Source organism: Pseudoalteromonas sp. KG3, assembly GCF_030436385.1.
GTDB classification, from domain to species: Bacteria; Pseudomonadota; Gammaproteobacteria; order Enterobacterales; family Alteromonadaceae; genus Pseudoalteromonas; species Pseudoalteromonas prydzensis.
Map to the genome: position 1 here is coordinate 37662 of NZ_CP098524.1, position 26962 is coordinate 64623.

Genomic DNA, 26962 nt, shown 5'->3' on the forward strand with positions numbered 1-26962 from the left:
CAAGCTGGTTGACTTGTCTGTGCAGACACTATATCTATCTTACTAAGCATATAATTTGAATTTATACGCTGTTAAAAAATAAACGTTAAATGCATGTTTTATATAAATATAAATTGTTTTTTAACGAGGTAGACTCGATCGTTTATGAACATATTTCTGATCCTGTCATGGCAAATGAAGCTTTTATTAAATTTATTTTTAGCAGCTTTCTTTTTGCATAATTACGCAAAAGAACACAGTAAGGAATCGTTATGAGCACACAATGGCAGACATTTAAAAGTAAAGTAGAACACTGTTTATGCCCACCAGGTGATGGTGTTTTTACGGTCAATACCGCAAAAGAACGTAAAGCAGCACTGCGTATAAAACTGTACGGACAAGAAGATAATGTTAATACTTTATGGCGCGAGTCATTAGAAGAGTTAACTGATAGCCCGCATAAAGCGGTGACTTTAGGGATCAGCTCTGATTGCGGCGGCGGTATTTTACGTGGCGCAAACTGGGGGCCATTATTTTTACGCTCAACGCTGATTGATCAACAACCTCAGGCTAAGTCATTTGATTTAGGTGATGTGCGGGTTATTCCACATCTGTTACATGATAAATACCTCAATGACACCACAATCAGCAATTGTCAAAAAGCGTTATACGACAACCCAAACAGTGAGTATTACGTAAGTCCACTATCAATTACTGAAGATGTGTGCGATAGCTTTTATGCAACGTTTACTGATAAAGGTATTTTTGGTATTGGTGGCGATCACTCAATTAGTTACCCGCTAACCAAAGCGTATTTAAAAGCCAAGCGTGCGCAAGGTAAACGCACTGCGATTATTCATTTTGATGCGCACACCGATTTATTGGTCGAGCGTTTAGGCATCGATTTATGTTTTGGCTCGTGGTGTACGCATATTTTAGAGTTCTTACCTGCACCGCATCATTTGATTCAATTTGGTATACGTTCAAGTGGCAAGCCAAAACAGCATTGGGAATCAACCTTTGGTGTGAAGCAGCATTGGGCTCATGAGATCATTGAACGTGGCGCGCCGGCAGTTGCAGCCGAGGTCATCGCGCAGCTTAAAGCTGATAATGTTGATGAGCTTTACGTGAGCTTTGATATTGATGCGTTAGATGAGGAGTTCGCATCAGCAACGGGCACCCCTGAAGGTAATGGTTTAACACCGCAGCATGCATTAGATATCTTAGTCGCATTAGCGGATGAGTTTCCGATCACCGGCGCTGACATGATGGAGATCGCGCCATTTACCGACAGCTCTTTGGTTGGTCAATCAAGCTCGGAAACAACGTTACGTGAAGGCGCAAAAATCTCCGCATTTTTAATTAATGCCATGAATCGCGGTTAATCACGGTTGATAGAGTAATCATCGCGGCATATATTTGTGCTGCGATTTGTTCTCATTTTGAAAATAATTCACTATATTTAAGCAGATACAAGCATAAAGTTTGTACTTTATATACTTCTGTGAGGAATAAGTGAGAAGATTTTGGATTTTACTGCTAGCACTAGTCAGCCTGCAAAGCGTTGCTAAACTCAATATTGTTACGGAGCATTTTCCGCCAGCTCAATATCTCGATGAGAATAATCAAATTGTCGGCGTTATTGCTGACAAGGTAAATGCGGTATTGGCGAACTCAGCACTTGATTACACAATGTCTGTTGAAAGTTGGAGTACGGCATTCAATATGGCATTACGGGATACGCATACATGTATATATTCAGTGACCCGCTCCAAAGCCCGTGAGAGCGAGTTTATCTGGATAGCTAAATTGGCAGAACTGAACACTTATTTATACGCACTGCATTCAAAAAAAATCACTATTACTTCCTTAGAGCAGGCGAAGCAATACCGTATCGCCGTATTAAAAGATAATTACAGTCATCAGTATTTACTATCACAGGGCTTTGAAGAAGGTAAAAACCTGATGTTAATGAATAGCTTTGACAATATATTTGAAATAGTTCGAAACCGAAAAAACACTATAGATCTGGTGGTGTTACCAGAGCAAAGAGCCCAGTTTGAACATACCAGAGTCAAGAACGGTGACAAACTACCTGAGGAACTGACCCCTGCATTAAGACTTAACACTGAGCAGCCTGAACTGTATTTTGCCTGCAATAAAGGACTGGATAAACCCACTGAGGCTGCCCTGCTCAATGCTTTTAACCACTATTAGTGAGTTGGCTAACTTTCACTTAGTTTCGCGCGTTAAACCAGCTAAGGCTGACCGGAAGTTGATCATAAATAAGTTCTAACTTGTTGATGCTATGATGATTTTAATATTTGTTAAATTTCAATTGCCCAACCTTTAAAAGGGGCTATAATCCAGCAGCTTTTGCTTATAAAAGCGCATTTTTTTGGAGCTATAAATGGGTGACTTAATCGGGATTGGTTTATTGATCTTGATCAGTGCGTTGTTTGCTATGTCGGAAATCGCCATTGCTGCATCACGTAAAATTAAACTAAGAGTAATGGCAGATGAAGGCAATGCAAAAGCCGCTGCGGTACTAAAGCTGCAAGAGCAACCAGGCGCTTTTTTTGCCATGATCCAAATAGCGCTAAATGCGATTGCTATTTTAGGCGGTATTGTTGGTGAGCAGGCACTTTCACCCTATGTTGAAAGTGTGTTAGTCATGGTTTATCAAGGCCCGTTGTTAGCGCAAATTAGCTTTCTAATTTCATTTTTTACCATTACCTCATTATTTATCTTGTTTGCTGATTTAATGCCAAAGCGGTTAGCGATGATCATGCCAGAAGCCGTGGCTGTAAGACTGGTTACCTTGATGCGTTGGGTGACTTTTGCTTTAACCCCATTAGTGGTGTTTTTTAATGGCTTAACTAACGTCATTTTAAGAATATTTAAAGTACCCGCCGAGCGTGAGGATATCGTCACCACGGAAGATATCGTCGCGATGATGGACGCCGGTGCTGAGTATGGTAGCTTACAACAACAAGAGTATGACTTAATTGGTAACGTATTTGACTTGGAAGCGCGCTTTTTATCTAGTGTTATGTCGCCACGGGATCAAATAGTTTATTTCGATATCAATGAAGCTAGTGATGACATTGCCAGAAAAATTATTGAACATCCTCATAATCATTTTTTAGTATGTAATGGTAATTTAGATAAACTAATTGGCTCGGTCGAATCGAAAGATATTTTGCGTCAAGTGCTCAAAGGCGATGCGGCAAATATTAATGATGAAATGCTCGAAAAAGACACCTTTTATCTACCAGAAACACTCAGTTTGTCTGAGGCATTAAATGCCTTTAAAGCTGCGGCTAAACCATTTGCAGTGGTGGTAAATGAATATGCATTAGTGGTCGGTATTGTTACTGTAAAAGACTTAATGAAAGGCTTTATGGGTGATTTGATCACTCATACGGGTGATGAGCTGATCATCGAACGAGACGCTAACTCCTGGCTGGTGGATGGCTTAACACCGATTATAGAATTAGCAAAAGTACTTGAAATCGATGAGTTTCCAGATCAAATGCACTATGAAACTGTTGCTGGTTATTTAATCTTCTCAATGAAGCGCATTCCGAAACGAGCTGAGTACATTCAATATGCAGGCTTTAAGTTTGAAGTGGTTGATGTAGAAGGTATTAGGGTAGAGCAGTTATTGGTGTCAAAGATCCCTTCAGGTATATAAGCTGAAACAGCATCGGGGCGAAAGTTCGCCCCTTCACTGCTTAATTAGTTATTCAAATGGGCCTTTAACAATCGCTTCGCCTTGCTCGACCATGAGCTTGCCGTTACTCCAAACATGTTTTGTCGAAAGGGTTTTTTCATCCAGCAAAACTAAGTCGGCATCACCTTGAATACGAATAGTGCCTTTGTTAAGCCCAAGTACTTGCGCAGGGTTTGAGGTAATAGCCATGAGCGCATGTTCAATACTGACGCCGTATTCATGCACTGCTTGCATGAACGACGTGTGCAGTGATGCTTCTTTACCAACTTCAAGGCCTAATAAGTTAAATGAATCGTCAAAAATAGGTAAGCTTGCATGACCGTCTGAGCTCATTGTAAGTTTAGTGGCATCTACGCCATGCTCTAAACAATAAGCAAGGGCGCTCGCTGCAGCATATTCACCGTGAGCTAAATCATACTCAGTGGTACTGGTAGTAAAATCAATGCTGCCACCGGCTTTGCAAAAGTCTATACCCGCATCAAGTAATGCTTTATTGCGATTCATATGCGTAGGATAGAACTGAGATAGCGCTATATCAGTACTGTTTCCAACCGAATAGAGGCAAAATTAAAAGCAGCCGCAAAGAGCTGCAAAACTAATGTTAATTTAGTCTTTATTTGCTTTAAATTTGATTGGTATCAGACAGGGCAGTGATGTTTAGACACAGTTAGCCCCTCACGAGAATGTGAGGTGTGGCTACTCGTCAAACCACTCCGAAAGGTAGTGGGGAGAGTAGAAATATGTACAAAGCGATGTTGCGTTTTTAAACATAATTCCAATCCAAAAGGGTTTTGACAAAGCCTGCACTTGGGTGCTAGCTTACTCGCGATTTAAAAGTTCCTTATTTTTATAGCAAGCATAAAGGTTCACTGCAAGCTATTTCTTATCATTTTTTACATGAGTATAACATTATGGAAAACGTTCAAGGGCGATGTGTTGTCGGTAAATTTACAGGGATTTTAGCTTCATTTTTAGTGTTTTTGTCGTCATATTCGGCGCATATAAATGCAAGTGAAACGCAGCAAACGTTAGTGTTAATCGGTGGTGCATTAACGACGTGTTCAAGTATGAGTAGTCAAAACTGCGAAAATAAAACACAGCTCGAAGGTAAAAAAAGTAACCGTTATCACCTAACTGATGACGCGTTAAATAAAATAAAGTCACAATGGGTCAATAATAATATTGATAATCGCAATAAAGTTTTGCAGCTTTTAGCAACTGTAGCAGTTCAACATCCGAGTCAAATAGATAAAAGTACCTTATTGTGGACATGGCGAGATTTAGATAATGGGTTATTAAATAAATTAACGGATCAAGAATATAATTTTGTAATAGATACGCTAGAAGTACCAGTTACCGATGCTAACAATAAACGCATAAAAGAAGCTGTAAATACTAAGATGAACACAGTGCACGCAGCCAATGATATTTTAGATTTTGTTTCAGCAACGGCGAAAGTGAATGTTAAAAAGCCAACTTTACTGGCGATCACCGCATCTAGCCGCGATCCTTATGAATCAGCAGATTTTTATGAAGGGTTACTGAGTTTTGATGGCGTTGAAACACATTGGTTGGCACTCACACCGGCACTTGCTCACGCTATTATGGTGGGGCGATGTGAGGATTTAGGGCGTATTCGTGAACAATCTATGCAGTTATTTAATCGTCAGCAGATTTACCCAGATCGCACCGATGCAGAGCAAGCATTGTGTGAGCAAGGGGTTGATAATCTTGTTAAAACGATTAACTCAGCGACAGGGATCATGCTCAATGGGGGAGATCAAAGTTTAACCCGTAAAGTGTTATATGACGAGAGCGGTAAAGCATACCCTTGGACGCAGGCTATCCGCACTCGGTCACTACTAGTAGGAACAAGTGCCGGTACGGCAATTCAAAGTGGTGGTAAAAATCAAGCTGGTAATGTGGCGATGATCACCAATGGCACTAGTTTATCAGCATTGCGTGAGGGGGCACATGCGGTGTCAGCACCGAGTGAGCGTTGTAGTGATAAGTGTAGTGAAGGCTTAACGGCAGATTCGCTGACTTATCAAGCTAATGGTGGCTTAGCTAGTTTTGATATGGGAATTTTAGATACCCACTTTAGTGAACGCGATCGTACCGCTCGTTTAGCAACATTACTTAAGGCTACAAAACAGCAGCATGGCTTTGGTATCGATGAAACAACCGCCTTGGTGGTGATTAACTCGGCGAAAACGCAGTTGATGACAGTTATAGGCAAAAATGGTGTGGTTTATTTGCATAACGTGCCAAATGAAGCGACTTTTCGCTATTCATACTGGCCAGCCGGTGCTGTGATTGATATTACAGCAACAGGTTTTAAGCTTAATCAACGCACTCTCGATAACGTGTTGCCGGCAATAAAAATGCCGCCTTTGCCGATGCAGCGTTTTAGCAATATTTTAACGGATGCGAAGTTACGCTCATTAACTCAAGCTATGTGTTTAAGCCAAGATAAAACGGCGGTAGGCCAACAAGATGAGTTTTTAGTGACGCTTAACGCAAGTGAAAGTACTCAATATTATCGCTTGAATCCAACGAGTAATGGCTGTGCGGTTGCCCAGCTTAACGTGAGTATTACGACAATTCCGTAGGCTTTTTAGATAAGCTGCTTACACGCTAAGCAGCTTATTGCAAAAGTGATTATGTTATTTGCTTTTAATAGCAGTTTCTGCCCTCATTGATGATCTTTATCTACTTCGTTTAAGTGCATTTTACTCGCTTTTTCAGCCCATCTGTTGCTCTGACTTCTCCCCCTTAGTCAAGCCTTTTTACAGCTCTTTACATACCCTTACATCTTTTAAAAATAATTCTCAATTAGCATTGGAAAATGCAATAAATTAATTTAGAATGATCGTTCATTCTAAATTAAGGGTAGTTAACATGCAGCGTTCTCGCGTCGTTCTTTTTACTGTTACCGCTTTGGCAAGTGCAGTTGCTTTATCCGGTTGCGATCAAACTCAGCAGGCGAGTGCGCCGGCTCAACAACCATCTCCAGTTGGCGTCATTACCTTAAAAAGCCAACCATTAACGCTCACTAAAGAGCTTCCTGGTCGTGTCACTGCATCGCAAGTGGCCGAAATTCGCCCGCAGGTGAATGGTATTGTGCAAACTCGCTTGTTTACTGAAGGTGCTGAAGTTAAAAAAGGTCAGGCTTTGTATCAAATAGATCCTTCGACATTTGAAGCGCAAGTTGCGACCAGTAAAGCGGCGATCACTAAAGCACAAGCAAGCATTGCTAATGCTAAAGCAAAGTCAGAGCGTTATTCAGAGCTGCTAGAAATAAAAGCAGTAAGCCAGCAAGATTATGACGAAGCAGATGCTAATTATAAAGGTGCCCAAGCGGACTTATTAACTGCGCAAGCGCAGTTGAAAACGGCGCAAATTAATCTTAATTACAGTAAAGTTTTGTCGCCTATTAGCGGTCAAATTGGTAAATCTAATGTCACGGCTGGTGCCTTGGTTAGTGCGAACCAAGCAACGACATTAGCAACTGTCACCCAGCTTGATCCTATCTATGTTGACTTAACTCAATCGAGCAGTGAATTAACACGGTTGAAAAAAGCGATAGCCAACGGTGAGCTTGATAAAGACTTAGCAATCCATTCAGAAGTTGAACTAAAAATGGAAGATGGCTCAGTGTATCAACACAAAGGTACTTTACAGTTTTCTGAAGTGACAGTTGACCCAAGCACAGGCTCAGTAACGTTACGTGCTGAATTTCCAAATCCAGAAAAACTATTGCTGCCAGGCATGTATGTGAGAGCGGTGATTGTGGAAGGCGTAAAAACTAACGCGATTTTAGCACCACAACGTGGTGTTAGCCGTAACACCAAAGGCGAGCCTACGGCGATGGTGGTGAGTAAAGAAAACACTGTTGAAGCACGGGTATTAAAAACTGACCGCACAGTCGGTTCTAATTGGTTAGTGACAAGTGGCTTAAATGATGGCGATCAATTGATTGTTGAAGGCTTACAAAAAATAGCCCCTGGCGCACCTGTTAATGCCGTGCCAGCCGAAACCGCAGCTAAAACTCAATAACGGAGTATTTTAATGTCACGATTTTTTATCGACAGGCCTATTTTTGCATGGGTACTGGCCATAGTGGTTATGTTGGCAGGTATACTGGCGATCAAAGGGCTACCCATTGCTCAGTATCCTGCGATTGCGCCGCCAGCAATTAGTATTCAAGCAAACTATCCTGGTGCGTCTGCACGCACACTAGAAGATACAGTAACGCAAGTTATTGAACAAAAGATGAAAGGCTTAGATGGCTTGTTGTACATGTCATCAACCTCTGAATCAAACGGCTCAGCTTCATTAACGCTGACGTTTGATGCCGATACCGACCCTGATATTGCACAAGTACAAGTACAAAATAAACTCGCCTTAGCTACGCCATTGTTGCCGCAAGAAGTGCAGCGTCAAGGTGTATCTGTGGCCAAATCTGCCCGTAACTTTTTAATGGTGGTGGGTTTTGTATCTGAAGATGGCAGCATGAATAACATCGACATTGGTGATTATGTTGCTTCCAATGTGCAGGATATTGTCTCGCGGGTAAATGGGGTAGGTGAAGTACAGCTGTTTGGCTCGCAGTATGCGATGCGTATCTGGCTTGACCCTAATATGCTGCAAAAATATAAACTGACTCCTGCTGATATTAGTGCATCAATCAGTGCGCAAAATGCGCAAGTATCTGCCGGCCAGCTAGGCGCTCTTCCGGCTATTTCTGGTCAGCAGCTTAATGCCACAGTGACGGCGCAAAGCCGATTACAAACCCCTGATCAGTTTAGAGATATTTTTGTAAAAACCAACCCCGATGGCTCCGTTGTACGTTTAGGCGATGTTGCTAAAGTTGAACTCGGTGGTGAAAACTACGGTGTTGTGGCACGTTTTAATGGTAAGCCAGCATCAGGCTTAGGGGTCAAACTGGCCAGTGGCGCAAACGCACTCGATACTGCTGCAGGTGTAAAAGCCGCATTAGCGGAACTAGAACCGTTTTTTCCTGAAGGCTTAGCAAGTGTTGTACCTTACGATACTACGCCATTCGTTTCTTTATCGATTGAAAAAGTAGTCAGTACATTAATTGAAGCGGTTGTGCTGGTGTTTTTAGTTATGTATCTGTTTTTACAGAACTTTAGAGCAACACTAATTCCGACCATTGCAGTGCCGGTGGTCTTGCTTGGTACGTTTGCTGTACTGCAAGTATTGGGCTATTCAATTAATACCTTAACTATGTTTGCCATGGTATTAGCTATCGGCTTATTAGTGGATGACGCCATCGTTGTGGTTGAAAACGTTGAGCGGGTAATGACCGAAGAAAAGCTGTCACCGCTTGAGGCAACCCGCAAATCAATGGATGAGATCAAAGGTGCGTTGGTCGGTATTGCTATGGTGCTATCTGCGGTATTTGTGCCAATGGCGTTTTTTGCAGGCTCCACAGGGGTTATTTATCGTCAGTTCTCAGTGACCTTAGTAACAGCGATGAGTTTATCTGTGTTAGTGGCACTTATTTTAACACCGGCGCTGTGTGCAACCATGTTAAAGCCAAGTCACGTACATAATAACAAATCATTGTTTGGGCGCTTCTTTATCGGTTTTAACCGTGGTTTTGATAAAACTAATAATGGTGCACAGAGCTTTGTTGGTCGCATGATCAAACACAGTAAACGTTATTTATTGTGCTATGGCTTAATTGTTGGTGGCATGATTTTTATCTTCTCACAATTGCCTTCTGCATTTTTACCAGACGAAGACCAAGGTATCTTATTTAACCAAGTAAGTTTACCAGCCGGTGCGACAACGGAGCAGACATTAAAAGTTGTAGAGAAAATGGAAAAGCATTTCCTCGAAGATCAATCTGAAGCGGTACGCTCAGTATTTAGTGTTACGGGCTTTAGTTTTGCAGGGTCGGGTCAAAATGCGGCGATTGGCTTTGTAGGCTTGAAACATTGGGATGAACGCCAACGTGATGATTTATCAGTCGGTGCCGTTGCAGGAAAAGCAATGGGTTACTTCTCAACGATTAAAGAAGCCTTTGTATTTGCCTTCCCACCACCTGCGGTAGTAGAACTAGGTACTGCTAATGGTTTTACCCTATTTTTACAAGACAGGGTGGGACTCGGTCACGATAAACTATTAGAAGCGCGTAATATGTTGCTTGGTATGGCCGCACAAAGCCCTGTACTTGCAGGTGTGCGTCCTAATGGTCAAGAGGACAAACCAGAGCTTGAGTTGGATATTGATTTAGCAAAAGCAGAAGCGTTGGGCCTGAAACAAAGTGATATCAATAATACCTTGTCTACAGCGTGGGGTAGTAGCTATGTAAATGACTTTATTGACCGTGGTCGAGTGAAGAAAGTTTACCTGCAAGGCACGCCTGAATCACGTATGGCACCTGAGGACTTAGACAAATGGTACGTACGTAACAGCAGTGGTGAAATGGTGCCATTTCCTGCGTTTGCTCAGTCATATTGGACTTATGGCTCGCCTCGTCTTGAGCGTTATAACGGTTTTTCAGCGATGGAAATTCAAGGCTCAGCAGCGCCTGGTTACAGTACCGGCCAAGCCATGGATGAAATGGAAAAACTGGTTAAACAATTACCGCCAGGTATTGCCTTTGAGTGGACAGGTATTTCATACGAAGAGCGTTTAAGCGGCGGTCAGGCGCCATTGTTATATGCGCTGTCGTTGCTAGTGGTGTTTTTATGTTTAGCGGCGCTTTATGAAAGTTGGTCTGTTCCGGCTGCGGTTATGATGATTGTACCTTTAGGTGTATTTGGTGCGGCGATGGCGGCCTTTGTCGCTAATTTATCGAATGATATTTACCTACAAGTGGGCTTATTAACGACCATCGGGCTTGCATCTAAAAATGCTATTTTGATTGTGGAATTTGCGATCCACAAAATGGATGAAGGTATGGGCTTAGTGGAAGCTGCAATTGCTGCAGTACGGTTACGACTGCGTCCTATCATGATGACATCTATGGCGTTTATTTGCGGCGTATTACCACTGGCTATTGCCTCAAGTGCCGGTTCTGGTGCGCAAAATGCGCTGGGTATCTCAGTCATTGGTGGCACACTCGCATCATCAATTATTGTGGTGGTGTTTGTACCATTATTTTTTGTATTGGTAAGACGTGTGTTCCCTGGTAAACATGCGCAAGCTAAGCAGGAGCAGGTGTAATGAAATTAAAAACGCTGAGTTTAGCAACGTTAAGTGTATTGGTGTTAAGTGCTTGCCAAATGGCGCCTGTGCTTGAGGACATCCAATTACCAGTACCAGATAGTTATGCAGTGCAGGGCGAGCAAGGCAATATTGCTGATTTAAACTGGCAGCAGTTTTTTGCCAATGAAAAATTGCAACGCTTAATTGAATTAACGCTGCAACATAATAAAGACATTAAACTGGCTGCACTTAATGTGCAGCAAGTGCGTGCGCTTTATCAAATTGAGGATTCTGCGTTATATCCTGCAATTGATTTTTCAGCATCGGGCAATCGCCAGCGCGTACCTGCTGATTTATCATCAACCGGGAATGCCCAAATTACTCAAAGCTATTCTGCAACCGTTGGTATGACGGCATATGAGTTGGATTTATGGGGTAAAATTCGTAATCAATCTGATCAAGCACTGCAAACCTTGTATGCCTCAGAGCAAGCACAAACCAGTGTGAAAATTAGTTTAATTTCGGAGTTGGTAAATGCATGGCTCAATTATGCTGCGGATAAAGAGCAACTAGCCCTGGCAATGGAAACGCTTGAGAGTCAGCAACAATCTCTAACGCTCACCGAAAAAACCTATGCATTAGGGGCGGCGTCAAAGCTAACCCTTGCGCAAATTCAAAGTACGGTGGCGACCGCGAAAGTAGACATTGCCAATTATCAGCGCTTATTAAAGCGTGATAAAAATGCTTTGGATCTATTAGTCGGTCAATCGGTGACGACACAATTACTGCCTGTTGAGAGTTTAGATGAAGTATTAAACTTTCCAACGGTGCCGGTTGGCTTGCCGTCAGAATTACTTGAACAACGCCCTGATATTAAAGCCGCTGAATTTAAACTACTTGCGGCGAATGCCAATATTGGCGTGGCTAAGGCGGCATTTTTTCCAAGCATCAGTTTAACGGCTAATGCAGGAAGCGCCTCGAGTGAACTTGATAATTTGTTTTCCGGCGGTACGGGCACATGGAGTTTTATTCCATCGATTAACTTGCCTATTTTTAATATGGGTCGAAATCAAGCTAATTTAGATGTCGCACAAACGCAGCAACAAATAGCACTGACCACTTATGAACAAACCATCCAACAAGCGTTTAAAGAAGTGTCTGATGCATTGGTGGATCGCCAAGGCTATATGGAGCAGCTAAAAGCACTTGAAGAGTTATATAGTAGTAACCAAACATCTTTTAAGCTCTCGGAAGCGCGTTTTGATAAAGGTGCTGATAGCTATTTACAAGTCCTAGATGCACAACGTAACTGGGTGAGTGCAGGGCAGCAGTTGATCCGTGGTAAGCAAGCATATATTGCAAGTCAAATTAATCTGTATAAAGCGGTTGGTGGTGGTTGGCAGCGACCTGCGCAGCCCAGTGAATAACGGTTAAAGCTTGCCGTTAGCTATTTTATCGCTAGTTTATAAAGTTCTTTGTTGTAACGCACAGGGTCAGTGGTTTAGATCATGTAAACTAGCGATAACGATTAGGTTAAAAGAAAAGCGGTGCTTTTCGCGATTACCTGGCAGGAATACATGAAAGAAAAATCGAAAAGACAAACCGATCCCGCATTGGCGCAGGCTCGGCGTGATCAAGTGTTATGTGCGGCAGCAGATTGCTTTCGTCGTAAAGGCTATCACGGTGCTGGTATGGCTGAAATATCAAAGACCGCAGGGATGAGTGCTGGCCATATCTATAATTACTTTGCCAGTAAAGAAGCTATTATAGAATCGATCATCGAACGGGATATGGAAAAGATGTTTTCTGTATTTCAAGAGTTTGAAGATCAACCTGGTGATTTAGTAACGGTGTTACTCGATGGTTTAGACCATGGTGTAGATCACCACACCGATGTAACTCAAGGGGCACTTGATTTAGAGATGTTTGCAGAAACCGCACGTAACGACAAAGTTGCCGCGCAATTGCGAAAATCAGATTGTTACGCTAGGCAGAAAATGCGCGATCTGTTATTAAGTGAACGTAGTTTGGTTAAAGATCTCAGTGCGATTGAAATTGAAAGTCGCATCGAAGTCATGTTTGCCATGATGGGCGGACTGACATTACGCAAAACTCTCAATCCTACCTTAGATAAAGCAACCATTTTACTAGCACTGCGTCCAGCGATGCGGGTGCTTTTAGTGCCATTCTCAGATAGCAAATAACTACAGTTCAGGTTAAATAAATTGGGCTGATTATGAGCAGCCCAATTTTTAATCCCTTTAAATCCGCTCTAAAGACCATTGCACCGCGATTAATGCAATGACCAGTGAGCCCGCTGGCATCACCCATTTTTGATACCAAGGGTAGTTTCTGGCCCAAATAAGTACCGGTAGGGCAACAACTAAGATAGCCAGTTGGCCTATTTCTACTCCTAAATTAAATGCTAATACGCTGAGTAATTGATAATCACTCGATAAGCCCAGCTCACCTAACACGCTGGCAAAGCCCATGCCATGCAATAAACCAAACGCAAATGTTACCCAACCTAATCGGATCACCAAAGGCCAAATATTGTTAAGTGCTGCAAATAACACGGATATGGCGATGCCTAACTCAACCCAGCGACTATTCGGCGAGACAAGTTGCATAGCCGTTGCTGTAAGTGTAATTGAATGGGCTAAGGTGAAGGCGGTGACTATCCATGCGGTTTGCTTAAAAATGGTGGCTTTTGATTCTATCCCTTGCCATTTACTGGTTTTTCTAACTAATACGCAGGTTAGTAACAGAGCAATTAAAAACAAAATATGATCTAAACCAAGCCAAATGTGTAATACCCCTTGATACACATATTGATTAAAAGTGGTCAGGTAACTGCTAGTCGCAAAATCAAAGGTTTGTGCTGCATTATCTTTACTGATAACACGGGTTTGTTGATTGATAGTCGCAATTGCTTTGTGGTTGGCATCGGTATCAAAAAAAGCCGTATATTCAAGTGTTAAGGAATCATTTACAGCCGCTGGGCAGGCTAACTGCAAGGCAATCACTACATAAGGTTGATTAAAGTGAGAGTCAAGCTGCAAAGGGGCGCTGCTAGAAAATCTACAGGCGAGTTCAGTTATTGAATTTGCTGCTGGATTTGCAATTAAGGATGCGGTTACAAAATCGCTGATTGCACTGTGTTTTGCGGTTATCTCATGCCAAGCAATATTACCATCTTGGTTTAAATCAAACGCTACTTGTTGTTCTAGAGCAGCGACGTTAACTTGCCAGCTGCCTGTAAATTGGCCGTCATCGGTGGTGGTTAAAGTAATATAACTAGTGCTTAATTGATGTGCTTGTGCAGTGCTTACAAGTAACAAGCAGACACAGTAAAGTAAGTGACGAATAGATATTTTCATAGTGATGCTCCCTGCGCACGTGTGAGTAGCTGCTGATCTGCATCGAGTTTGGCTTGTTGCCAATTGATTTCAGCCCAGTAAAGGGCTTTTTCAGGCTGTTTGTTAATGTCTAAATAATAATGGGCTAAGTCACTGGCATGGAAGCGGTCTTGCCGTAACTCGCGCAGTGCTACTCTTTGTGCCATCAATGTCTGCCATTGATTGCCAGAGTGCTCGTTGTAGGATTGCTCTGCGATTGCTAAACGTAGCAATAAAGCGTCTTCTAAGTTTTGCTTATCTGTCACCAGTGTTGGCAAAGTGTTGAGTATTGTTTGATAGTTCCCTTGCGCTAATTGAATATCAGCCCATAACACCACTAAACTTACTGGCGCACCGGCCAGCGGTATAGATTGAATATGGCTAAGTGCTGCTTCGGGTTTATTAAGTCTTAATGCCATTTCAGCGAGTACATGGCGGGTATCATCGCTTTGTTTATTGCTCACAATACTGTTTTTTAAGCTTTGATAACTTTGTGCCAATTGTCCATCTTGGCTTAGCACATCGAGTGTGCAGGTATTAACAACATCCATTGTTGTTAATCCGATTAATTTTAAACACTGTTTTTTAGCGGCACAGCAACGGTGCGTTGGTTACCTTCTGGTCCAACGGTTAATGCAACACCTTGGTTATCATTTGGCAGCATACTTTTGAAGTTAAACGCAAAAGTAATATCTTCTACAGCATCACCATCGTTATCGATGTGAATACTGTAAGTTGCATCAGGGTCCATAGCAAAGTAGTTTGGCCCGCCATAGCCATCTTGCAGTGGAATGTAGTTAGCAATTAGCGTGACATAATCACCACGGCCTTGCTCATAACTATTAAATGCATAGAAATCGGTTGAATCTAAAGTCGGGAAGCGACTGATATTCGGTGCTTCACGATGACTGGATGCTTCTGTTGGTGCGCTTACTAAGGTACTACATACTACAACTGCTAAGATTGACTCAGTTAAAGCTTTCATGACTGTATCCTTTAGTTTTAAATAGTGGTCACTACCAATACGCGAAGTAATTACCATTGGATGCAATAAAAAGTAAAAAATATTAATTTAATGTATGTTTATTTCCATGTTGTTGATTTTAATTAAATAAAAAACCAGCAAGTGCTGGCTTTTTATTTCGTGGTACTGGTTGATTTAAAGTAAAATCAACTCAGTGGTGTATAGCACTTCGGTAGGTGAGCCCGTTGGCGAGCCACCAATGGGTTCTAAACTTACGGCGAGTAATGCAATATCCTGCGCGTTAAAACGGCTATCTTTCAATAGCGATTTAACCCCGTCTTTTGGTAGTAAACCAAGAGAGATAGGCGCATCTTGACCTTTTAAGATCATCCATAACTCATAGTCTTTATCGGTTCTGGCAGTCAATTTATCGCTGGCTTTTATTGATAAACCTTGTTCGTTTACATCAATAAACCATAGCGGTTGTTCACTGGCATCTTTAAATAGAGCGATTTGTTGCGTTAATTGACTAACGGGTGTTTGTGGCTGCCAAATAATCAGTGCCAACACAATACTCGCCGCGGTGGCAATTAACGACCATGCTTTCCAAATACTGGCTTTAGGTGTAATTACCTTGCTCGACGGCGTCACTTGCTGGGGCTCAATCCGTTGTGAGATTCTCTCCCACACATGGCTATCTGGCGGCACCGACTTGATTGAACTGGCTAAGTTATTTAAGTGCTGCTCCCACATCCAAGTCGCTTCTCTTACGCGATTAGATGAGAGCATCAAGCGTTGAAAACGTTTGCGGGCAGGGCCTTTAAGTGTGCCTAATACATACTCTGCAGCAAGCATATCGATGAGTTTTTGGTTGTCATAATTCATAACGTTAAACACCTTTGCAACTGTTGCAAACCGCGTCTGATCCAGCTTTTTACTGTGCCAAGCGGGGTCTCAATATGATCAACTAACTCACTGTGAGTTAAGCCTTTGTAATAGGCTAAGTGGATCGTTTGTTTTTGCTGTTTATCTAGTTGCTCTATGCAATCAACGAGTTTACTGCCATCTTCATAATCAACTTCTAATGGCAGATCTGTGAGGTCGTCGGCGCTAGCATAATCGTCATCTAAAGCTTGTTCTTTGCGCACTTTGTGATAGCGCAATGAGTCTAAGCTTCGGTATCGAACAATGCTGATCATCCAGCTGATCACAGTCCCTTTAGTGACTTGATATTCCGATGCGTTATGCCAAATTTTTACAAATGCATCTTGCAAGGCTTCTTCTGCATGAGCACGATTACTTAGCATTTTTAAACTAATCGCAAATAGTTTTGGGCTTGTGGCATTATACAACTTGGCAAATGCCTGCTTATTGCCCTGAGCCGTTGCGCTAAGCAGAGGTAACAATTCGTCAGTTTCCATAGAGTTCCTATTATTCTTTTCATTAAGTAAACGTTTGATAACGTCAAGTGGATGCACAAAACCAACTAAATGATGAGGGTTTAACTTTATTTTCATTATTTTCCATCACTTAGCCTAGCAGCTAAATACGGCTTAGCAAGTTACTAGGATTAACTTTTAATTAACATTGTATCGTAAGTTAAGCTGCTCACTATTTATTCACTTAGTTGAGGTGACTGCTGTGATTTAAACAATAAAAGATATTTTTTTGCATAAACTATAAAAAATCACCTTTATCTCACTAAATACCTTGTTTTAGTGGCTGCTAAACAGGTATACAATGGGGTAAAAATAGACCACATAAGAGAGATTAAAATGGCCGCATTCGGTACTGTATTTATGCCGCAGATGATTCAAGCTCATTTTACTGATAATACTTGGAGCGAAAGCTCTGTTGTTCCTTCAGATAAAATTGAGCTACATGCTGGGGCACATGTTCTTCATTATTCAAGTACTTGTTTTGAAGGCTTAAAAGCATTTCGTCATGAAGACGGTTCAGTGTACATTTTCCGTATGGATGCAAACATTGCCCGTATGAAGCAAAGTTCACACTTATTAAGCTTGCCTGAAGTCGATGGTCCGATGCTTGAGAAAATGATTATCGATATTGTTCGTCAATACGCTGATGAAACACCATTACCACCGGGCTCTATGTATATTCGTCCTACCCATATCGGCACAGAAGCTGCGATTGGTAAAGCGGCCGTTCCCTCACTTAGCTCGCTGTTATATGTATTATTATCACCAGTAGGTGATTATTTTGCAGGTGGTGCAACGGCACTACGAGTATTACTTGAAGAAGACGGTATGCGCTGCGCCCCACATATGGGTATGATCAAAAGTGGTGGTAATTATGCCAGTGCATTAGCACCTATTACAGCGGCTCGTATACAACATAAAGCTGATCAAATCTTATTTTGCCCTGGTGGTGATGTGCAAGAGACAGGCGCTGCAAACTTTATCTTAATTGATGGTAATGAGATCATTACTAAAGCGCTAGATAGCACGTTTTTACACGGCGTTACCCGCAGCAGTATTTTAACGATTGCCAAAGATTTAGGAATGACGGTTTCTGAGCGCAACTTTACTGTTACCGAGTTACTTGAGCGTGCTGCAAAGCCTGGCACTGAAGCTGCTTTATCAGGCACGGCTGCGGTACTAACCCCTGTTGGTACTTTTATTCACAATGATAAAGAATATAAAGTGGGCACTGGTGAAGCAGGCCCAACAACTATGCGTTTGCGCCAAGTGTTGAATGATATTCAATGGGGTAAAGCACAAGATAAGCATGGTTGGTTGACTAAAATCGACGTTTAGCACTGTACTTTTAGTGCCATAAAAAACCTAGGTTATTTATAATCTAGGTTTTTTTATGGCTGGCGTGCATTTATGCTCTATGCTTTTAACTGTGTAAATTAGCCTTGTTAGTGTGTAAAAATAGCCTATGTTAGCGCAGACAGTTTTACTGTGTTAATCAAAGCGTTTTTTAATACCATGAAATATATGAAATATATGAAATTTAATTTACCTTAAGCCATGATAATAGTGGCGTATAAATTGCTGCTACTATCTGCTAAAACTAACAACAAAAAGGAATATGTATGTGGGCAGCAATCAGTTATTTATTATTGGCAATTATATTTATTTTTATGGGTTGGCAGGTTAGTCCAAGCTATTTTTCAGTACTCTTTTACTGGACTGCGTTATCTTTATTGCTGGTCAGTGGCGCCTACTTTTTTAATCTCGCAAAAATATTCCGCAAACGAGAAAATGGCGTTATTCCATTTTATATCCGCTGGGCATTCATTCCTTTTCTACTTGGTGCACAAGTGTACAATGCATGGAGTCGTAAACGCGATAAAGTACCGCCACTGCAGCAAATAAATGAGCACCTGTTTTTAGCGTGTCGTTTGTTTCCCTCTGATATCGATAGTTTAAAAGACAACGGTATAACGGCTATTTTAGATGTAACCTGTGAATTTGATGGACTCGAATGGTCATCAACCCAAGAGAATATAAACTACTTAAATATTCCTGTGCTTGATCATCGTGCGCCAACATCATCGCAATTAAATCAAGCCATTAACTGGATTGCTCATCATGTTAAAAATGATCGTCGCGTCGTGGTGCACTGTGCTTTAGGGCGTGGGCGTTCAGTGTTTGTGATGGCAGCCTATTTATTAAGCCAAGACAAAAATGCCGATGTACATCAGGTACTCGCACAAATAAAAGAAACCCGTGCAACGGCAAACTTAAATAAGCACCAACTGCGCCATTTAGTTAAGCGCCATCGCAAAGGTGAGCTACTTATTAAAAATAAAGCAGTGTTAATTGCTAACCCTGTATCTGGTACCAAGTTGTGGCAACAGAAAGAGCATTTAATTATTGCCCGTTTATCGACTTATTATGATTTAAAAGTACTTTGCACGTCAGTGGATGAAAACGGTATTGTGCTAGCAAAACAAGCTATTGCGGAAAATCCCGATATGGTCATCGCATGCGGTGGAGATGGTACGGTGGCAGAAGTAGCTAGCGTACTAGTCAATAGCGACTGTAAACTAGGTATTATTCCCTTAGGTACTGCAAACGCATTAGCGCATGTGTTGATGGGTATTAAGTCTAAACTGATCCCGGTTGAAGTGGCGTGTGATTTAATTATCGACGGGCAGACCAAGCTAATGGATACAGCATACTGTAATGGTGAATTAATGTTGCTGTTGGCAGGGATTGGCTTTGAACAACACATGATTGAAAAAGCAGATCGGGATACTAAAAACGAGCTGGGCCAGTTCGCATATTTACAAGGGTTTTGGCAGGCATTAGGCGAACAAAAAGCCCAAGATTTTACCGTACAGTTAGATGATAACCAGCCGCAACAAATCCATACCAATAGTTTAATTGTTGCTAATGCAGCACCTTTTACCACTTTATTAGCACAAGGCGGCGGGCAACCTGACCACTATGACGGCCTGCTTGATGTGAATTGGCTCACTCCTAACCAAGATGCATCCGCTAATGTGTTGAGTATTGCCGAGCTGGTTTTTAGTAGTATCACTCAGGCCCATTTTGCTATCAATTCACATCATACCAATGCGCGTCGTGTTGAAATATCAGCGACAGAGGAAATAAAATATGTACTTGATGGTGAAGTTAAAAGCGCTGATAAACTAACTATTGAAATTACCCCGCAATCGCTGGCGGTGATCTGTGCGGAGCAGGTCGAGTAACTGAACTTGTTGCGCGTTATAAGCTATAACGCGCAATGGGTGTTCCTACTTTTTAATGCTAGGCCAAACAAAACCGCTGTTTTGTGGTGGTGTATCAACACAGTGATCTAGGTATAACTGCTCAACTTTAGTACGTGCCCAAGGCGTTTTGCGCAAAAACTTAAGGCTTGATTTTACGCTCGGATCTGATTTAAAGCAGCGAATATCAACGTGCTCACCCATTGCTCTCCAGCCGAGTGTTTGCTCGAGTTTTACTACTATTTGTTCAAGTGTAATACCATGTAATGGGTTGTTTGCTTGTTGATTCATAATTCACAGTTGCTTGATAAAAGTCGCTGCTATTGTAGCGTAACTGAGTATTGATACCAATTAGTTAACCCGAATTGTTTTAGGCGCACTTGGATAAATGATTTCATTTTGCTCATTGAGCATTAACCAAGTCAATGGACTATTATTATGGCTTGGCGTTTTTGCTGTGCAGATCACACGTACATCAGCCATCAAAATAATAGCTCCTTCACTGTAGCGTTTATCTTCAAACCAACAAATTGACTGCTGAGTAAGTGCCTCTTGTGGATTGAGTAAAAACGTTGTTTTTGGCGTATTGCTAAAACTAGTTACAGAGTAAATAAAACAAATAAAACAAACACCTATAATACTTAAAATTCGCATGTTCAGCCTTTGCATAAAAAAATAATTACACTAAGCTTATACCTAAGTTACCTAAAAATACTAGTTTCAGTTGGAATTAAATGCTTTAAATCCCAGCCCTAGGGGTTTTAGGGTGACTTGGCAAAAAAATGTGTTAGGGTAAATAATCTACAAAAAAATAATTTTCTAAAGATAAGGTGAACACATGCAATTTAACCAAACCATGATTGACGAATTTACACTGTTAGCAAAATTCCCATTAACTAGCAAAATGCAGGGGCTAAAACTACACAGTGACGCAGATGAAAGCTTATTAAGTGCGGCACAACGATTATTTGATAAAGGTATTATTGATAGCCCAGATGGCGGATATTTAACGGATCTGGGCTTAGACTTGATAGAGCACGTAACCGTGCTCCACAGTGCGCTGGGTAACTAAGAGAATATCAGGCTGCATCCGGTTGGTTTTGTGGTGCAGCATCAATAAATGCAGCCAACTTGTTACAGCGCTCATAAATGGCTGCTATCTTAGGATATGCAGTCATATCTACGTTAAAGCGATATGCATTAAATACTTGCGGTACTAAACAGACATCGGCAAGACTCGGTTTATCGCCTATGCAATATTGATGGTTACTGTCTAGTAACAGTTCAAGTTTTTCAAAACCTACTTCAACCCAATGCCGATACCAAGCATTTTTAGCCTCATCATTAACGCCTAACTCACCGCTTAAATACTTAAGCACACGTAAGTTATCTACTGGGTGAATATCACAGGCAATAGCGAAACATAAATTACGGATCTGCGCTTTTTGCCACGCATCACCAAATAACAGCGGGGTTTCTGGGTACGTTTCTTCAAGGTACTCTAAAATAGCCATAGATTGCGCCAGCACACCGTTATCGGTTTCTAGCGCTGGCAGTAATCCTTGAGGATTTCTATTAAGGTATTCAATGCCTTGTTGTTCTGACTTTAATAAATTAACAGTGATTAATTCATGGGGAATATTTTTTAAATTAAGGGCAATACGCACCCGATATGCCGCTGATGAACGAAAATAACTATAAAGTTTCATGCTGTAATTATCCTTGTGGGCCGCTGTAATGTTTTTTAATGGTACGCCAGCAATCAGTGTAGTTAGGTTGGCGCTGTTTGCCCTCTAATGCGTACTTGGTTGGCGAAATAATGTAACGCGACTCAAACATAAATGCGAGGGTGTTTTCGTAGCGTTGTGGCGCAAGTTCTGCATTTGAGGCCTTTTCAAACACATCGGCTTCTGGGCCATGCGGTGACATACAATTATGCAAACTCATACCACCGGGTACAAAACCGTGCTCTTTGGCATCGTATACGCCTTCAATCAAGCCCATAAACTCACTCATAATATTACGGTGATAATAGGGTGGGCGGAAGGTATTTTCTGCTACCATCCAGCGCGGTGGGAAAATAGCAAAATCAATATTAGCAACGCCTTCAGTACCTGATGGTGAAGTGAGTACTGTAAATATTGATGGATCAGGGTGATCAAAACTGACCGTATTCATCACATTAAAACGAGCTAAATCATATTTATAAGGGGCACTGTTACCTGTCCAAGCAACTACATCCAGCGGTGAATGGCCAATATCACAGCGGAACATATTACCGTTGAACTTAGCAATCAGTTCAAACTCACCTTCTTTATCTTCAAAGGCAGCTACCGGGTATTGAAAATCGCGGTCGTTAGCGTAGCCGTTGGCGCCCACCGGACCACGCTCAGCTAACACATAAGCATGACCATAGTTTTCACAGATATAACCACGGGCGCTATCACTAAGTAAAATCACTTGGAATTTAATACCACGTGGAATAACTGCAATTTCACCCGCTTTAACCGTTAAGTTACCACATTCGGTTTTAAGTAATAATTCACCTTGCTGCGGCACAAACAACATTTCACCGTCGGCATTGTAGAAATAGCGATCAGTCATCGACTTATTCGCGACATAAACGTGAATGCCAATACCGGTTTGACCATTGGCACTGCCGTTTGCAGCCATCGTTATTAAGCCATCAATAAAATCGGTTGGTGTAGTCGGAATATCAATCGGGTTCCAACGAAGCATTGTTGGTGGCGTTGGTACTTCAGTGATTGGTGCGGTACGAATTAAACCATTATCAATGGCACTATAGTCACCTTGTACAACTGATGGGCGAATACGATACATCCACGTTCGACGGTTATCAGCACGCGGGGCAGTAAATGCAGTGGTGCTAAATTGCTCTGCGTATAAATCGTATTTTACTTTTTGTGGGCTAAATTGGCCGATCGGTAGGGCACCTGGCAAGGCTTCGGTTTCAAACTCATTACCAAATCCGGTCATATATTCTAATTCGCTGGTCATCACTCGACTCCTTTTAGTTTTACTGTAAGATACTCTCAAGTGAGACTAAATTCAAACATCACAGTTTTTATCACTGTACATATTTATGAACAGCGAAACTATGATTGTAAATTAAGAGGATATCCTGCTATGGCACTCGAGTTAGAGACTTTTTTACCGTATCGTCTGGCTAACTTAGCCAGTAAAATGAGTGAACAGTTTGCACCCGTGTATCAACAACAAAGTGATTTAAGCATTCCTCAGTGGCGTATTTTGTTTAATTTAGCCCAGTTTGGACAAAGCAACGCAAAAGCATTATGTGAGCAAGCTGCAATGGATAAATCCACTGTATCACGGGCAATTAAGGCATTGATAGATAAGCACTATGTAGAGAGTTTAATCGATCCGGCAGATAAACGCGCCAGCTTGTTAGCGTTGAGTGAGCAAGGGTTGGGCTTGTATCAGCAGTTAGCCCCCGCTGCTTTAGCGTGGGAGAAGAATCTGTTGGATGTTTTAACTCAAGCCGAGTATCAAACCTTGCTTAGTTGTTTAGATAAGTTAACTAGTAAATTAGATGAATAAAACAAAAAGCCCATCAAAAGATGGGCTTTAAAATTAATTTAATTTGTAAGTTACCTTAGCAAATTAGAATGTGTATTTAACACCTACACGCATTTCCCAAAGTGACGGCTTAGTTTCCACACTTGCACCTGCTGGATCATTAAAGCTGGTGTAAACGTATTGACCATTAACAATTTCAGTCGTTACAGCACTTTGTAATGCACTGCCGCTTTTCAGCACGCCCCAATCGTCATTTAGCATGTTACCGATGTTTTTGATAACAAAGTATGCTGAGCCTTTTTGATCATCAGTAAAGCCCATAAATTCTTGCTCAACTTTGAAATCGAACGTAACCCACCAATCACCATCAATACTATTACGGTTATTGATTTTACCGCGAGTTAGGCCTTCGCTTTCAACCCACTCATTAAAGGCTGCTTGATCAAAGTCAGCACCATACACAACTTGGCTGTCGTCAAGTGTTGGTACATATAATAATTGCCGCGCAGCATCATTATATCCAAGAGCATAGTTATTGTTGTCATCAAAACCATAAGAATACGGCGTGGTTTGTTGAGCTTGACCAAATAAGTTGAACTTAGTCTCGTAACCATCAAATAACTCATGGCTATACGCTAAACTCATTGTAAAGCGGTGCGGAATTTCATAGTTAGATGTTGCCACACCTGGGTTTTCAGAATCAGACACCGCAACGTAATGATAGTTAGAAAATGCTACAGAGCTAGTCATCGGGTTAACATCTTTAGACACTGTATATGCATAAGAAAGAGCAAAGTCAATGCCATTATCAAATGACTTATTCATTGCAAGAGACAGAATATGCGAGTAAGCATCATCACCTTTAACATTGGTTAGCAAGAAGTCAGAACCACCATTATAAATAGGGCGACCATCTGGTGCTGTGCCAGTTTTGTTATACGATATGTTTTTAACAATGGCTGAGTCTTGCTTATCGGTATAAAGATAATCAACATTAAACACATAATCGCTTTCAGTGATATAAGTACCACCTAGTGAGAATTTCCATTCTGATGGAATCTCAAAGTTAGGATCTGTCACATTTACTGGAGCATCTGCGCCACCTTGACCAACTTGATCGTATAGATTTTGCGGGATATCGTAACCAGGTTGGCCACCACCATTAAATGCTACCGCATCTGGACCAAGGATTTGCATACCTTTTTGGTCAACTTGGATGTTACGAACGCCATCATTTGAATAGCTGTTAGAAATCCATACGTTAGGGTTACCACCTGAATATAAGCCAATACCGCCGCGCAATTCTAACTGATCATTATATATCCAGTTAACACCTAAGCGTGGTTGAAGTAAGTCAACCCCATCAAGGTTTTGGCTATTCGAATAGCCATAACGGTCTTCAAAGTTTTGATTATGGGTAGGTTTATCGTTACTTGTATACCAATCATAACGAAGGCCTGCAGTAAATGTTACATCATAATCAATTAGATCAAATTTGTCTTGGAAGTATAACGTATTTAATGCGTACTTAAATTCACCTGCTGCATCGTCAGGGTTTTGACTTTCGGCATTGCCGTAATAAACGCGAGCTAGACCTTCTTCAAAATCCTTAATTGAAAAGAATTGATATTCCCCTTCCGAATGCGCTACAAATAAATTATATACATCGAGTTCTTCACGCTCATAGCCAAATGATAGCTCATGGTCTTCAAGGTAATATGTACCACCTAATTTGAGTGATAAATTATCATAACTTAATACGTTTGATTGGCGAGAATCATCTGGACCTAAGTAAACATTAACACTTCCAGTAAACACATTAAATTCACCAAAACCAGATGCTGCATCAAGTGAATTTTGACGGTTATCAAGTTTTGAATAGCCTACACGTACTTCAGTTGAGAAATCATTAGTCCAATCTGAGTATAATGACGTTACATATGACTCAAGTTTTGCGCCACGTTCATAAAAATGATTAGACAGAGATAATCTGCTTGAACCACCATCCGATTGAGCGATTGAGAAGCCATCATTGTAGTTATATACAAAGCTTGCACGATGTTCGTCGTTTATGTTCCAATCTAGTTTAACTAAGATTTTTTCATCTTCAACGGGCATGCTAGGTATCATAGTACCTGGATCATAGTTATACGTGTCTTTAGCGATTTGGGTAATATGATCTATAGTTGCTTGGTCAATTCTTTTGTTTACAAATGGCGTATATTCGAAAATCTCAGCGCCTTCAAGCTTCTCATAAGAAGTGAATAAAAATAGCTTATCTTCAAAAAGAGGAAGGCCTACGTTAAAGCCGTAACGTTTTTCTGAGTAATCACCAAGCTCTTGTTTCTCGCCTTCAATTGAGTCACCTGACATTGAGTCATTGGTATAATCATAGAAGAAACCACCAGTGATTTCGTTAGTACCTGACTTTGTTACGGCGTTAATGTTACATGAAGTAAAACCACCGTATTGAACATCAAATGGTGCAAGTTCTACTGCAACTTGTGCAATTGAATCAAACGAGAAAGGCATTCTTTCAGTAGGGTAACCACTTGAGTTTAAGCCAAAGTTATCGTTCATACGAACGCCGTCAACAGTTAAGCTGTTAAAACGAGGGTTACCACCCCCACAGTTAATGGCGCCAGCATTAGTTTCATCAATATAAATGCGTGGATCAGCGCGAATAATATCTTTTAAGTCACGGTTAATAGCTGGTTTGTTTTCTAAATCATCTAAAGTGAAATAAGCAGCTGGACCTGTGCTGCCTGATTGAGCGCTAATTGGTGCGCCACTAACAACGATTTGTTCCATTTGTTGCGAGCGAAGTGCAACAGTTACTGGGTAAGTTTGACCAAGAGTTAAATAAACATCATCAAGTTGAGTATCTTCATATTTATCAGAATCAACAATGATTTTATATGGGCCGCCTACGCGTAAACCTTTTGTAGAGAAGTTACCTTGTTCATTTACTGTTGTTGTTTTTGTTGAACCAGAAGGTAAGTGGATAATAGTAATTTGAGTACCAGTGGCTGGGTTGCCATTTGGACCTGTGATTTGGCCTTTTACAGATGATGCAGTTTCATTTGCAAACGCTGCGCCACTTACGCCAACACAAGCTGCGATAGCGAGTGAAAGTGCTGTTTTGCGTAGTTGAATTTTCATTATTAATTTCCCGTGTAAGGTGTAATATTTTTTAGTTTTGGTATTAATTTACTCGGATTTTCCAAGCAGCTAAATTGTACCCTATTATTTCATTACAAATAAGTTACATTGCTCATAAATTTGTAATAAAAGTAGTTTAGAACAAAACTGCGTTTTTTCGAGCAATTTAGTACCCATGAGTCAATCTACTCATTAAATATGACAAAAGTATGAAACCCAGTGCTTTATGCATAAAAAAACCCGCTAAAAGCGGGTTTTACATAGAGTTTTAAAAA

General features: G+C 41.2%; 21 protein-coding genes and 2 pseudogenes. 12 read left to right on the plus strand and 11 right to left on the minus strand.

The features are described from left to right. Window positions 1–251 precede the first annotated feature (251 nt). From NDQ71_RS18735 to NDQ71_RS18745, 3 genes are all read left to right on the plus strand, one after another. Window positions 252–1364 carry an arginase family protein gene (locus NDQ71_RS18735; protein WP_301562904.1) on the plus strand — a complete coding sequence of 371 codons (1113 nt, stop codon included), beginning with the start codon at window positions 252–254 and terminating at the stop codon, window positions 1362–1364. Between the two features lie 130 nt (window positions 1365–1494). Next, window positions 1495–2196 carry an ABC transporter substrate-binding protein gene (locus NDQ71_RS18740; RefSeq protein ID WP_064665315.1) on the plus strand — a complete coding sequence of 234 codons (702 nt, stop codon included), beginning with the start codon at window positions 1495–1497 and terminating at the stop codon, window positions 2194–2196. Window positions 2197–2389: 193 nt separating this feature from the next. Then, a complete protein-coding gene (locus tag NDQ71_RS18745) occupies window positions 2390–3676 on the plus strand; it encodes a hemolysin family protein (protein WP_192540313.1) in 1287 nt (428 codons plus the stop codon). Window positions 3677–3724: 48 nt separating this feature from the next. On the opposite strand, the pseudogene NDQ71_RS18750 reads toward NDQ71_RS18745, so the two are convergent. Continuing rightward, window positions 3725–4255 (minus strand): annotated as a pseudogene (locus tag NDQ71_RS18750) (amidohydrolase family protein); the annotation flags it as partial. 371 nt (window positions 4256–4626) lie between these two features. On the opposite strand from NDQ71_RS18750, the gene NDQ71_RS18755 reads away from it, so the two are divergent. The 5 genes from NDQ71_RS18755 (at window position 4627) to NDQ71_RS18775 (ending at window position 13104) form a co-directional block, all read left to right on the plus strand. Then, on the plus strand, window positions 4627–6327 hold the full coding sequence (locus NDQ71_RS18755) for a cyanophycinase (protein WP_301562905.1): 1701 nt from the start codon (window positions 4627–4629) through the stop codon (window positions 6325–6327). A gap of 289 nt (window positions 6328–6616) precedes the next feature. Continuing rightward, window positions 6617–7774 carry an efflux RND transporter periplasmic adaptor subunit gene (locus tag NDQ71_RS18760; protein WP_064665309.1) on the plus strand — a complete coding sequence of 386 codons (1158 nt, stop codon included), beginning with the start codon at window positions 6617–6619 and terminating at the stop codon, window positions 7772–7774. A gap of 12 nt (window positions 7775–7786) precedes the next feature. Beyond that, window positions 7787–10918, plus strand: coding sequence for an efflux RND transporter permease subunit (locus NDQ71_RS18765; RefSeq protein WP_192540307.1), 3132 nt, complete (start codon window positions 7787–7789; stop codon window positions 10916–10918). Next, a complete protein-coding gene (locus NDQ71_RS18770; RefSeq protein WP_301562906.1) occupies window positions 10918–12327 on the plus strand; it encodes an efflux transporter outer membrane subunit in 1410 nt (469 codons plus the stop codon). Before NDQ71_RS18765 ends, NDQ71_RS18770 begins: the two co-directional genes overlap by 1 nt. Window positions 12328–12477: 150 nt before the next feature. Beyond that, on the plus strand, window positions 12478–13104 hold the full coding sequence (locus tag NDQ71_RS18775) for a TetR/AcrR family transcriptional regulator (protein WP_283709040.1): 627 nt from the start codon (window positions 12478–12480) through the stop codon (window positions 13102–13104). A gap of 57 nt (window positions 13105–13161) precedes the next feature. On the opposite strand, the gene NDQ71_RS18780 is transcribed toward NDQ71_RS18775, so the two are convergent. The 5 genes and pseudogenes from NDQ71_RS18780 to NDQ71_RS18800 form a co-directional block, all read right to left on the minus strand. Further along, on the minus strand, window positions 13162–14280 hold the full coding sequence (locus NDQ71_RS18780; RefSeq protein WP_301562907.1) for a HupE/UreJ family protein: 1119 nt from the start codon (window positions 14278–14280) through the stop codon (window positions 13162–13164). After that, the gene (locus NDQ71_RS18785; RefSeq protein ID WP_301562908.1) at window positions 14277–14849 is read right to left on the minus strand and encodes a hypothetical protein; all 573 of its coding nucleotides are present in this window, start codon (window positions 14847–14849) and stop codon (window positions 14277–14279) included. Before NDQ71_RS18785 ends, NDQ71_RS18780 begins: the two co-directional genes overlap by 4 nt. Window positions 14850–14878: 29 nt before the next feature. After that, window positions 14879–15283 (minus strand): annotated as a pseudogene (locus tag NDQ71_RS18790) (DUF4331 family protein); the annotation flags it as partial. A gap of 174 nt (window positions 15284–15457) precedes the next feature. Further along, window positions 15458–16147 (minus strand): anti-sigma factor, encoded by a 690-nt coding sequence (locus NDQ71_RS18795; protein ID WP_301562909.1) that lies wholly within the window; start codon window positions 16145–16147, stop codon window positions 15458–15460. After that, window positions 16144–16683, minus strand: a complete 540-nt coding sequence (locus tag NDQ71_RS18800) for a sigma-70 family RNA polymerase sigma factor (protein WP_301563111.1) — start codon at window positions 16681–16683, stop codon at window positions 16144–16146. The genes NDQ71_RS18795 and NDQ71_RS18800 overlap by 4 nt, the downstream gene beginning before the upstream one ends. A gap of 354 nt (window positions 16684–17037) precedes the next feature. On the opposite strand from NDQ71_RS18800, the gene NDQ71_RS18805 reads away from it, so the two are divergent. Both NDQ71_RS18805 and NDQ71_RS18810 read left to right on the plus strand, forming a co-directional pair. Further along, a complete protein-coding gene (locus NDQ71_RS18805; protein ID WP_192540301.1) occupies window positions 17038–18039 on the plus strand; it encodes a branched-chain amino acid aminotransferase in 1002 nt (333 codons plus the stop codon). A 284-nt stretch (window positions 18040–18323) separates the two neighbouring features. After that, on the plus strand, window positions 18324–19949 hold the full coding sequence (locus tag NDQ71_RS18810; RefSeq protein WP_301562910.1) for a diacylglycerol kinase family protein: 1626 nt from the start codon (window positions 18324–18326) through the stop codon (window positions 19947–19949). A gap of 45 nt (window positions 19950–19994) precedes the next feature. Here NDQ71_RS18810 and NDQ71_RS18815 read toward each other — a convergent pair whose 3' ends face one another. After that, window positions 19995–20258: a VF530 family DNA-binding protein gene (locus NDQ71_RS18815; RefSeq protein ID WP_084448010.1), complete on the minus strand. Its 264-nt coding sequence runs from the start codon at window positions 20256–20258 to the stop codon at window positions 19995–19997. Window positions 20259–20318: 60 nt separating this feature from the next. Then, window positions 20319–20621, minus strand: coding sequence for a DUF1496 domain-containing protein (locus tag NDQ71_RS18820; RefSeq protein ID WP_064665298.1), 303 nt, complete (start codon window positions 20619–20621; stop codon window positions 20319–20321). A 184-nt stretch (window positions 20622–20805) separates the two neighbouring features. Here NDQ71_RS18820 and NDQ71_RS18825 point away from each other — a divergent pair, with 184 nt between their 5' ends. Next, window positions 20806–21039, plus strand: coding sequence for a TIGR02647 family protein (locus tag NDQ71_RS18825; protein ID WP_192540297.1), 234 nt, complete (start codon window positions 20806–20808; stop codon window positions 21037–21039). Between the two features lie 7 nt (window positions 21040–21046). Here NDQ71_RS18825 and maiA read toward each other — a convergent pair whose 3' ends face one another. Further along, window positions 21047–21676: a maleylacetoacetate isomerase gene (gene maiA / locus NDQ71_RS18830; RefSeq protein ID WP_301562911.1), complete on the minus strand. Its 630-nt coding sequence runs from the start codon at window positions 21674–21676 to the stop codon at window positions 21047–21049. A gap of 7 nt (window positions 21677–21683) precedes the next feature. Further along, entirely contained in the window at window positions 21684–22985 is a 1302-nt protein-coding gene (gene hmgA / locus NDQ71_RS18835; RefSeq protein WP_301562912.1) for a homogentisate 1,2-dioxygenase, read from the minus strand. Between the two features lie 129 nt (window positions 22986–23114). On the opposite strand from hmgA, the gene NDQ71_RS18840 reads away from it, so the two are divergent. Next, complete coding sequence (locus NDQ71_RS18840; RefSeq protein ID WP_301562913.1) at window positions 23115–23546, plus strand: MarR family winged helix-turn-helix transcriptional regulator; 432 nt, start codon at window positions 23115–23117, stop codon at window positions 23544–23546. A 63-nt stretch (window positions 23547–23609) separates the two neighbouring features. Here the strand turns inward: NDQ71_RS18840 and NDQ71_RS18845 are convergent, their stop codons facing one another. Then, entirely contained in the window at window positions 23610–26687 is a 3078-nt protein-coding gene (locus NDQ71_RS18845; RefSeq protein ID WP_301562914.1) for a carboxypeptidase regulatory-like domain-containing protein, read from the minus strand. Window positions 26688–26962: the final 275 nt, after the last annotated feature.

What these genes read in the sequence shown, in the direction of transcription:
- NDQ71_RS18840 (WP_301562913.1), top strand. Translation starts at nt 23,115, where the DNA reads ATGGCACTCGAGTTAGAGACTTTTTTACCGTATCGTCTGGCTAACTTA.
- NDQ71_RS18810 (WP_301562910.1), top strand. Translation starts at nt 18,324, where the DNA reads ATGTGGGCAGCAATCAGTTATTTATTATTGGCAATTATATTTATTTTT.
- hmgA (WP_301562912.1), bottom strand. Translation starts at nt 22,985, where the DNA reads ATGACCAGCGAATTAGAATATATGACCGGATTTGGTAATGAGTTTGAA.
- NDQ71_RS18745 (WP_192540313.1), top strand. Translation starts at nt 2,390, where the DNA reads ATGGGTGACTTAATCGGGATTGGTTTATTGATCTTGATCAGTGCGTTG.
- NDQ71_RS18845 (WP_301562914.1), bottom strand. Translation starts at nt 26,687, where the DNA reads ATGAAAATTCAACTACGCAAAACAGCACTTTCACTCGCTATCGCAGCT.
- NDQ71_RS18735 (WP_301562904.1), top strand. Translation starts at nt 252, where the DNA reads ATGAGCACACAATGGCAGACATTTAAAAGTAAAGTAGAACACTGTTTA.
- NDQ71_RS18815 (WP_084448010.1), bottom strand. Translation starts at nt 20,258, where the DNA reads ATGAATCAACAAGCAAACAACCCATTACATGGTATTACACTTGAACAA.
- NDQ71_RS18785 (WP_301562908.1), bottom strand. Translation starts at nt 14,849, where the DNA reads ATGGATGTTGTTAATACCTGCACACTCGATGTGCTAAGCCAAGATGGA.
- NDQ71_RS18770 (WP_301562906.1), top strand. Translation starts at nt 10,918, where the DNA reads ATGAAATTAAAAACGCTGAGTTTAGCAACGTTAAGTGTATTGGTGTTA.
- NDQ71_RS18775 (WP_283709040.1), top strand. Translation starts at nt 12,478, where the DNA reads ATGAAAGAAAAATCGAAAAGACAAACCGATCCCGCATTGGCGCAGGCT.
- NDQ71_RS18760 (WP_064665309.1), top strand. Translation starts at nt 6,617, where the DNA reads ATGCAGCGTTCTCGCGTCGTTCTTTTTACTGTTACCGCTTTGGCAAGT.
- NDQ71_RS18795 (WP_301562909.1), bottom strand. Translation starts at nt 16,147, where the DNA reads ATGAATTATGACAACCAAAAACTCATCGATATGCTTGCTGCAGAGTAT.
- NDQ71_RS18825 (WP_192540297.1), top strand. Translation starts at nt 20,806, where the DNA reads ATGCAATTTAACCAAACCATGATTGACGAATTTACACTGTTAGCAAAA.
- maiA (WP_301562911.1), bottom strand. Translation starts at nt 21,676, where the DNA reads ATGAAACTTTATAGTTATTTTCGTTCATCAGCGGCATATCGGGTGCGT.
- NDQ71_RS18820 (WP_064665298.1), bottom strand. Translation starts at nt 20,621, where the DNA reads ATGCGAATTTTAAGTATTATAGGTGTTTGTTTTATTTGTTTTATTTAC.
- NDQ71_RS18805 (WP_192540301.1), top strand. Translation starts at nt 17,038, where the DNA reads ATGGCCGCATTCGGTACTGTATTTATGCCGCAGATGATTCAAGCTCAT.
- NDQ71_RS18765 (WP_192540307.1), top strand. Translation starts at nt 7,787, where the DNA reads ATGTCACGATTTTTTATCGACAGGCCTATTTTTGCATGGGTACTGGCC.
- NDQ71_RS18800 (WP_301563111.1), bottom strand. Translation starts at nt 16,683, where the DNA reads ATGGAAACTGACGAATTGTTACCTCTGCTTAGCGCAACGGCTCAGGGC.
- NDQ71_RS18780 (WP_301562907.1), bottom strand. Translation starts at nt 14,280, where the DNA reads ATGAAAATATCTATTCGTCACTTACTTTACTGTGTCTGCTTGTTACTT.
- NDQ71_RS18755 (WP_301562905.1), top strand. Translation starts at nt 4,627, where the DNA reads ATGGAAAACGTTCAAGGGCGATGTGTTGTCGGTAAATTTACAGGGATT.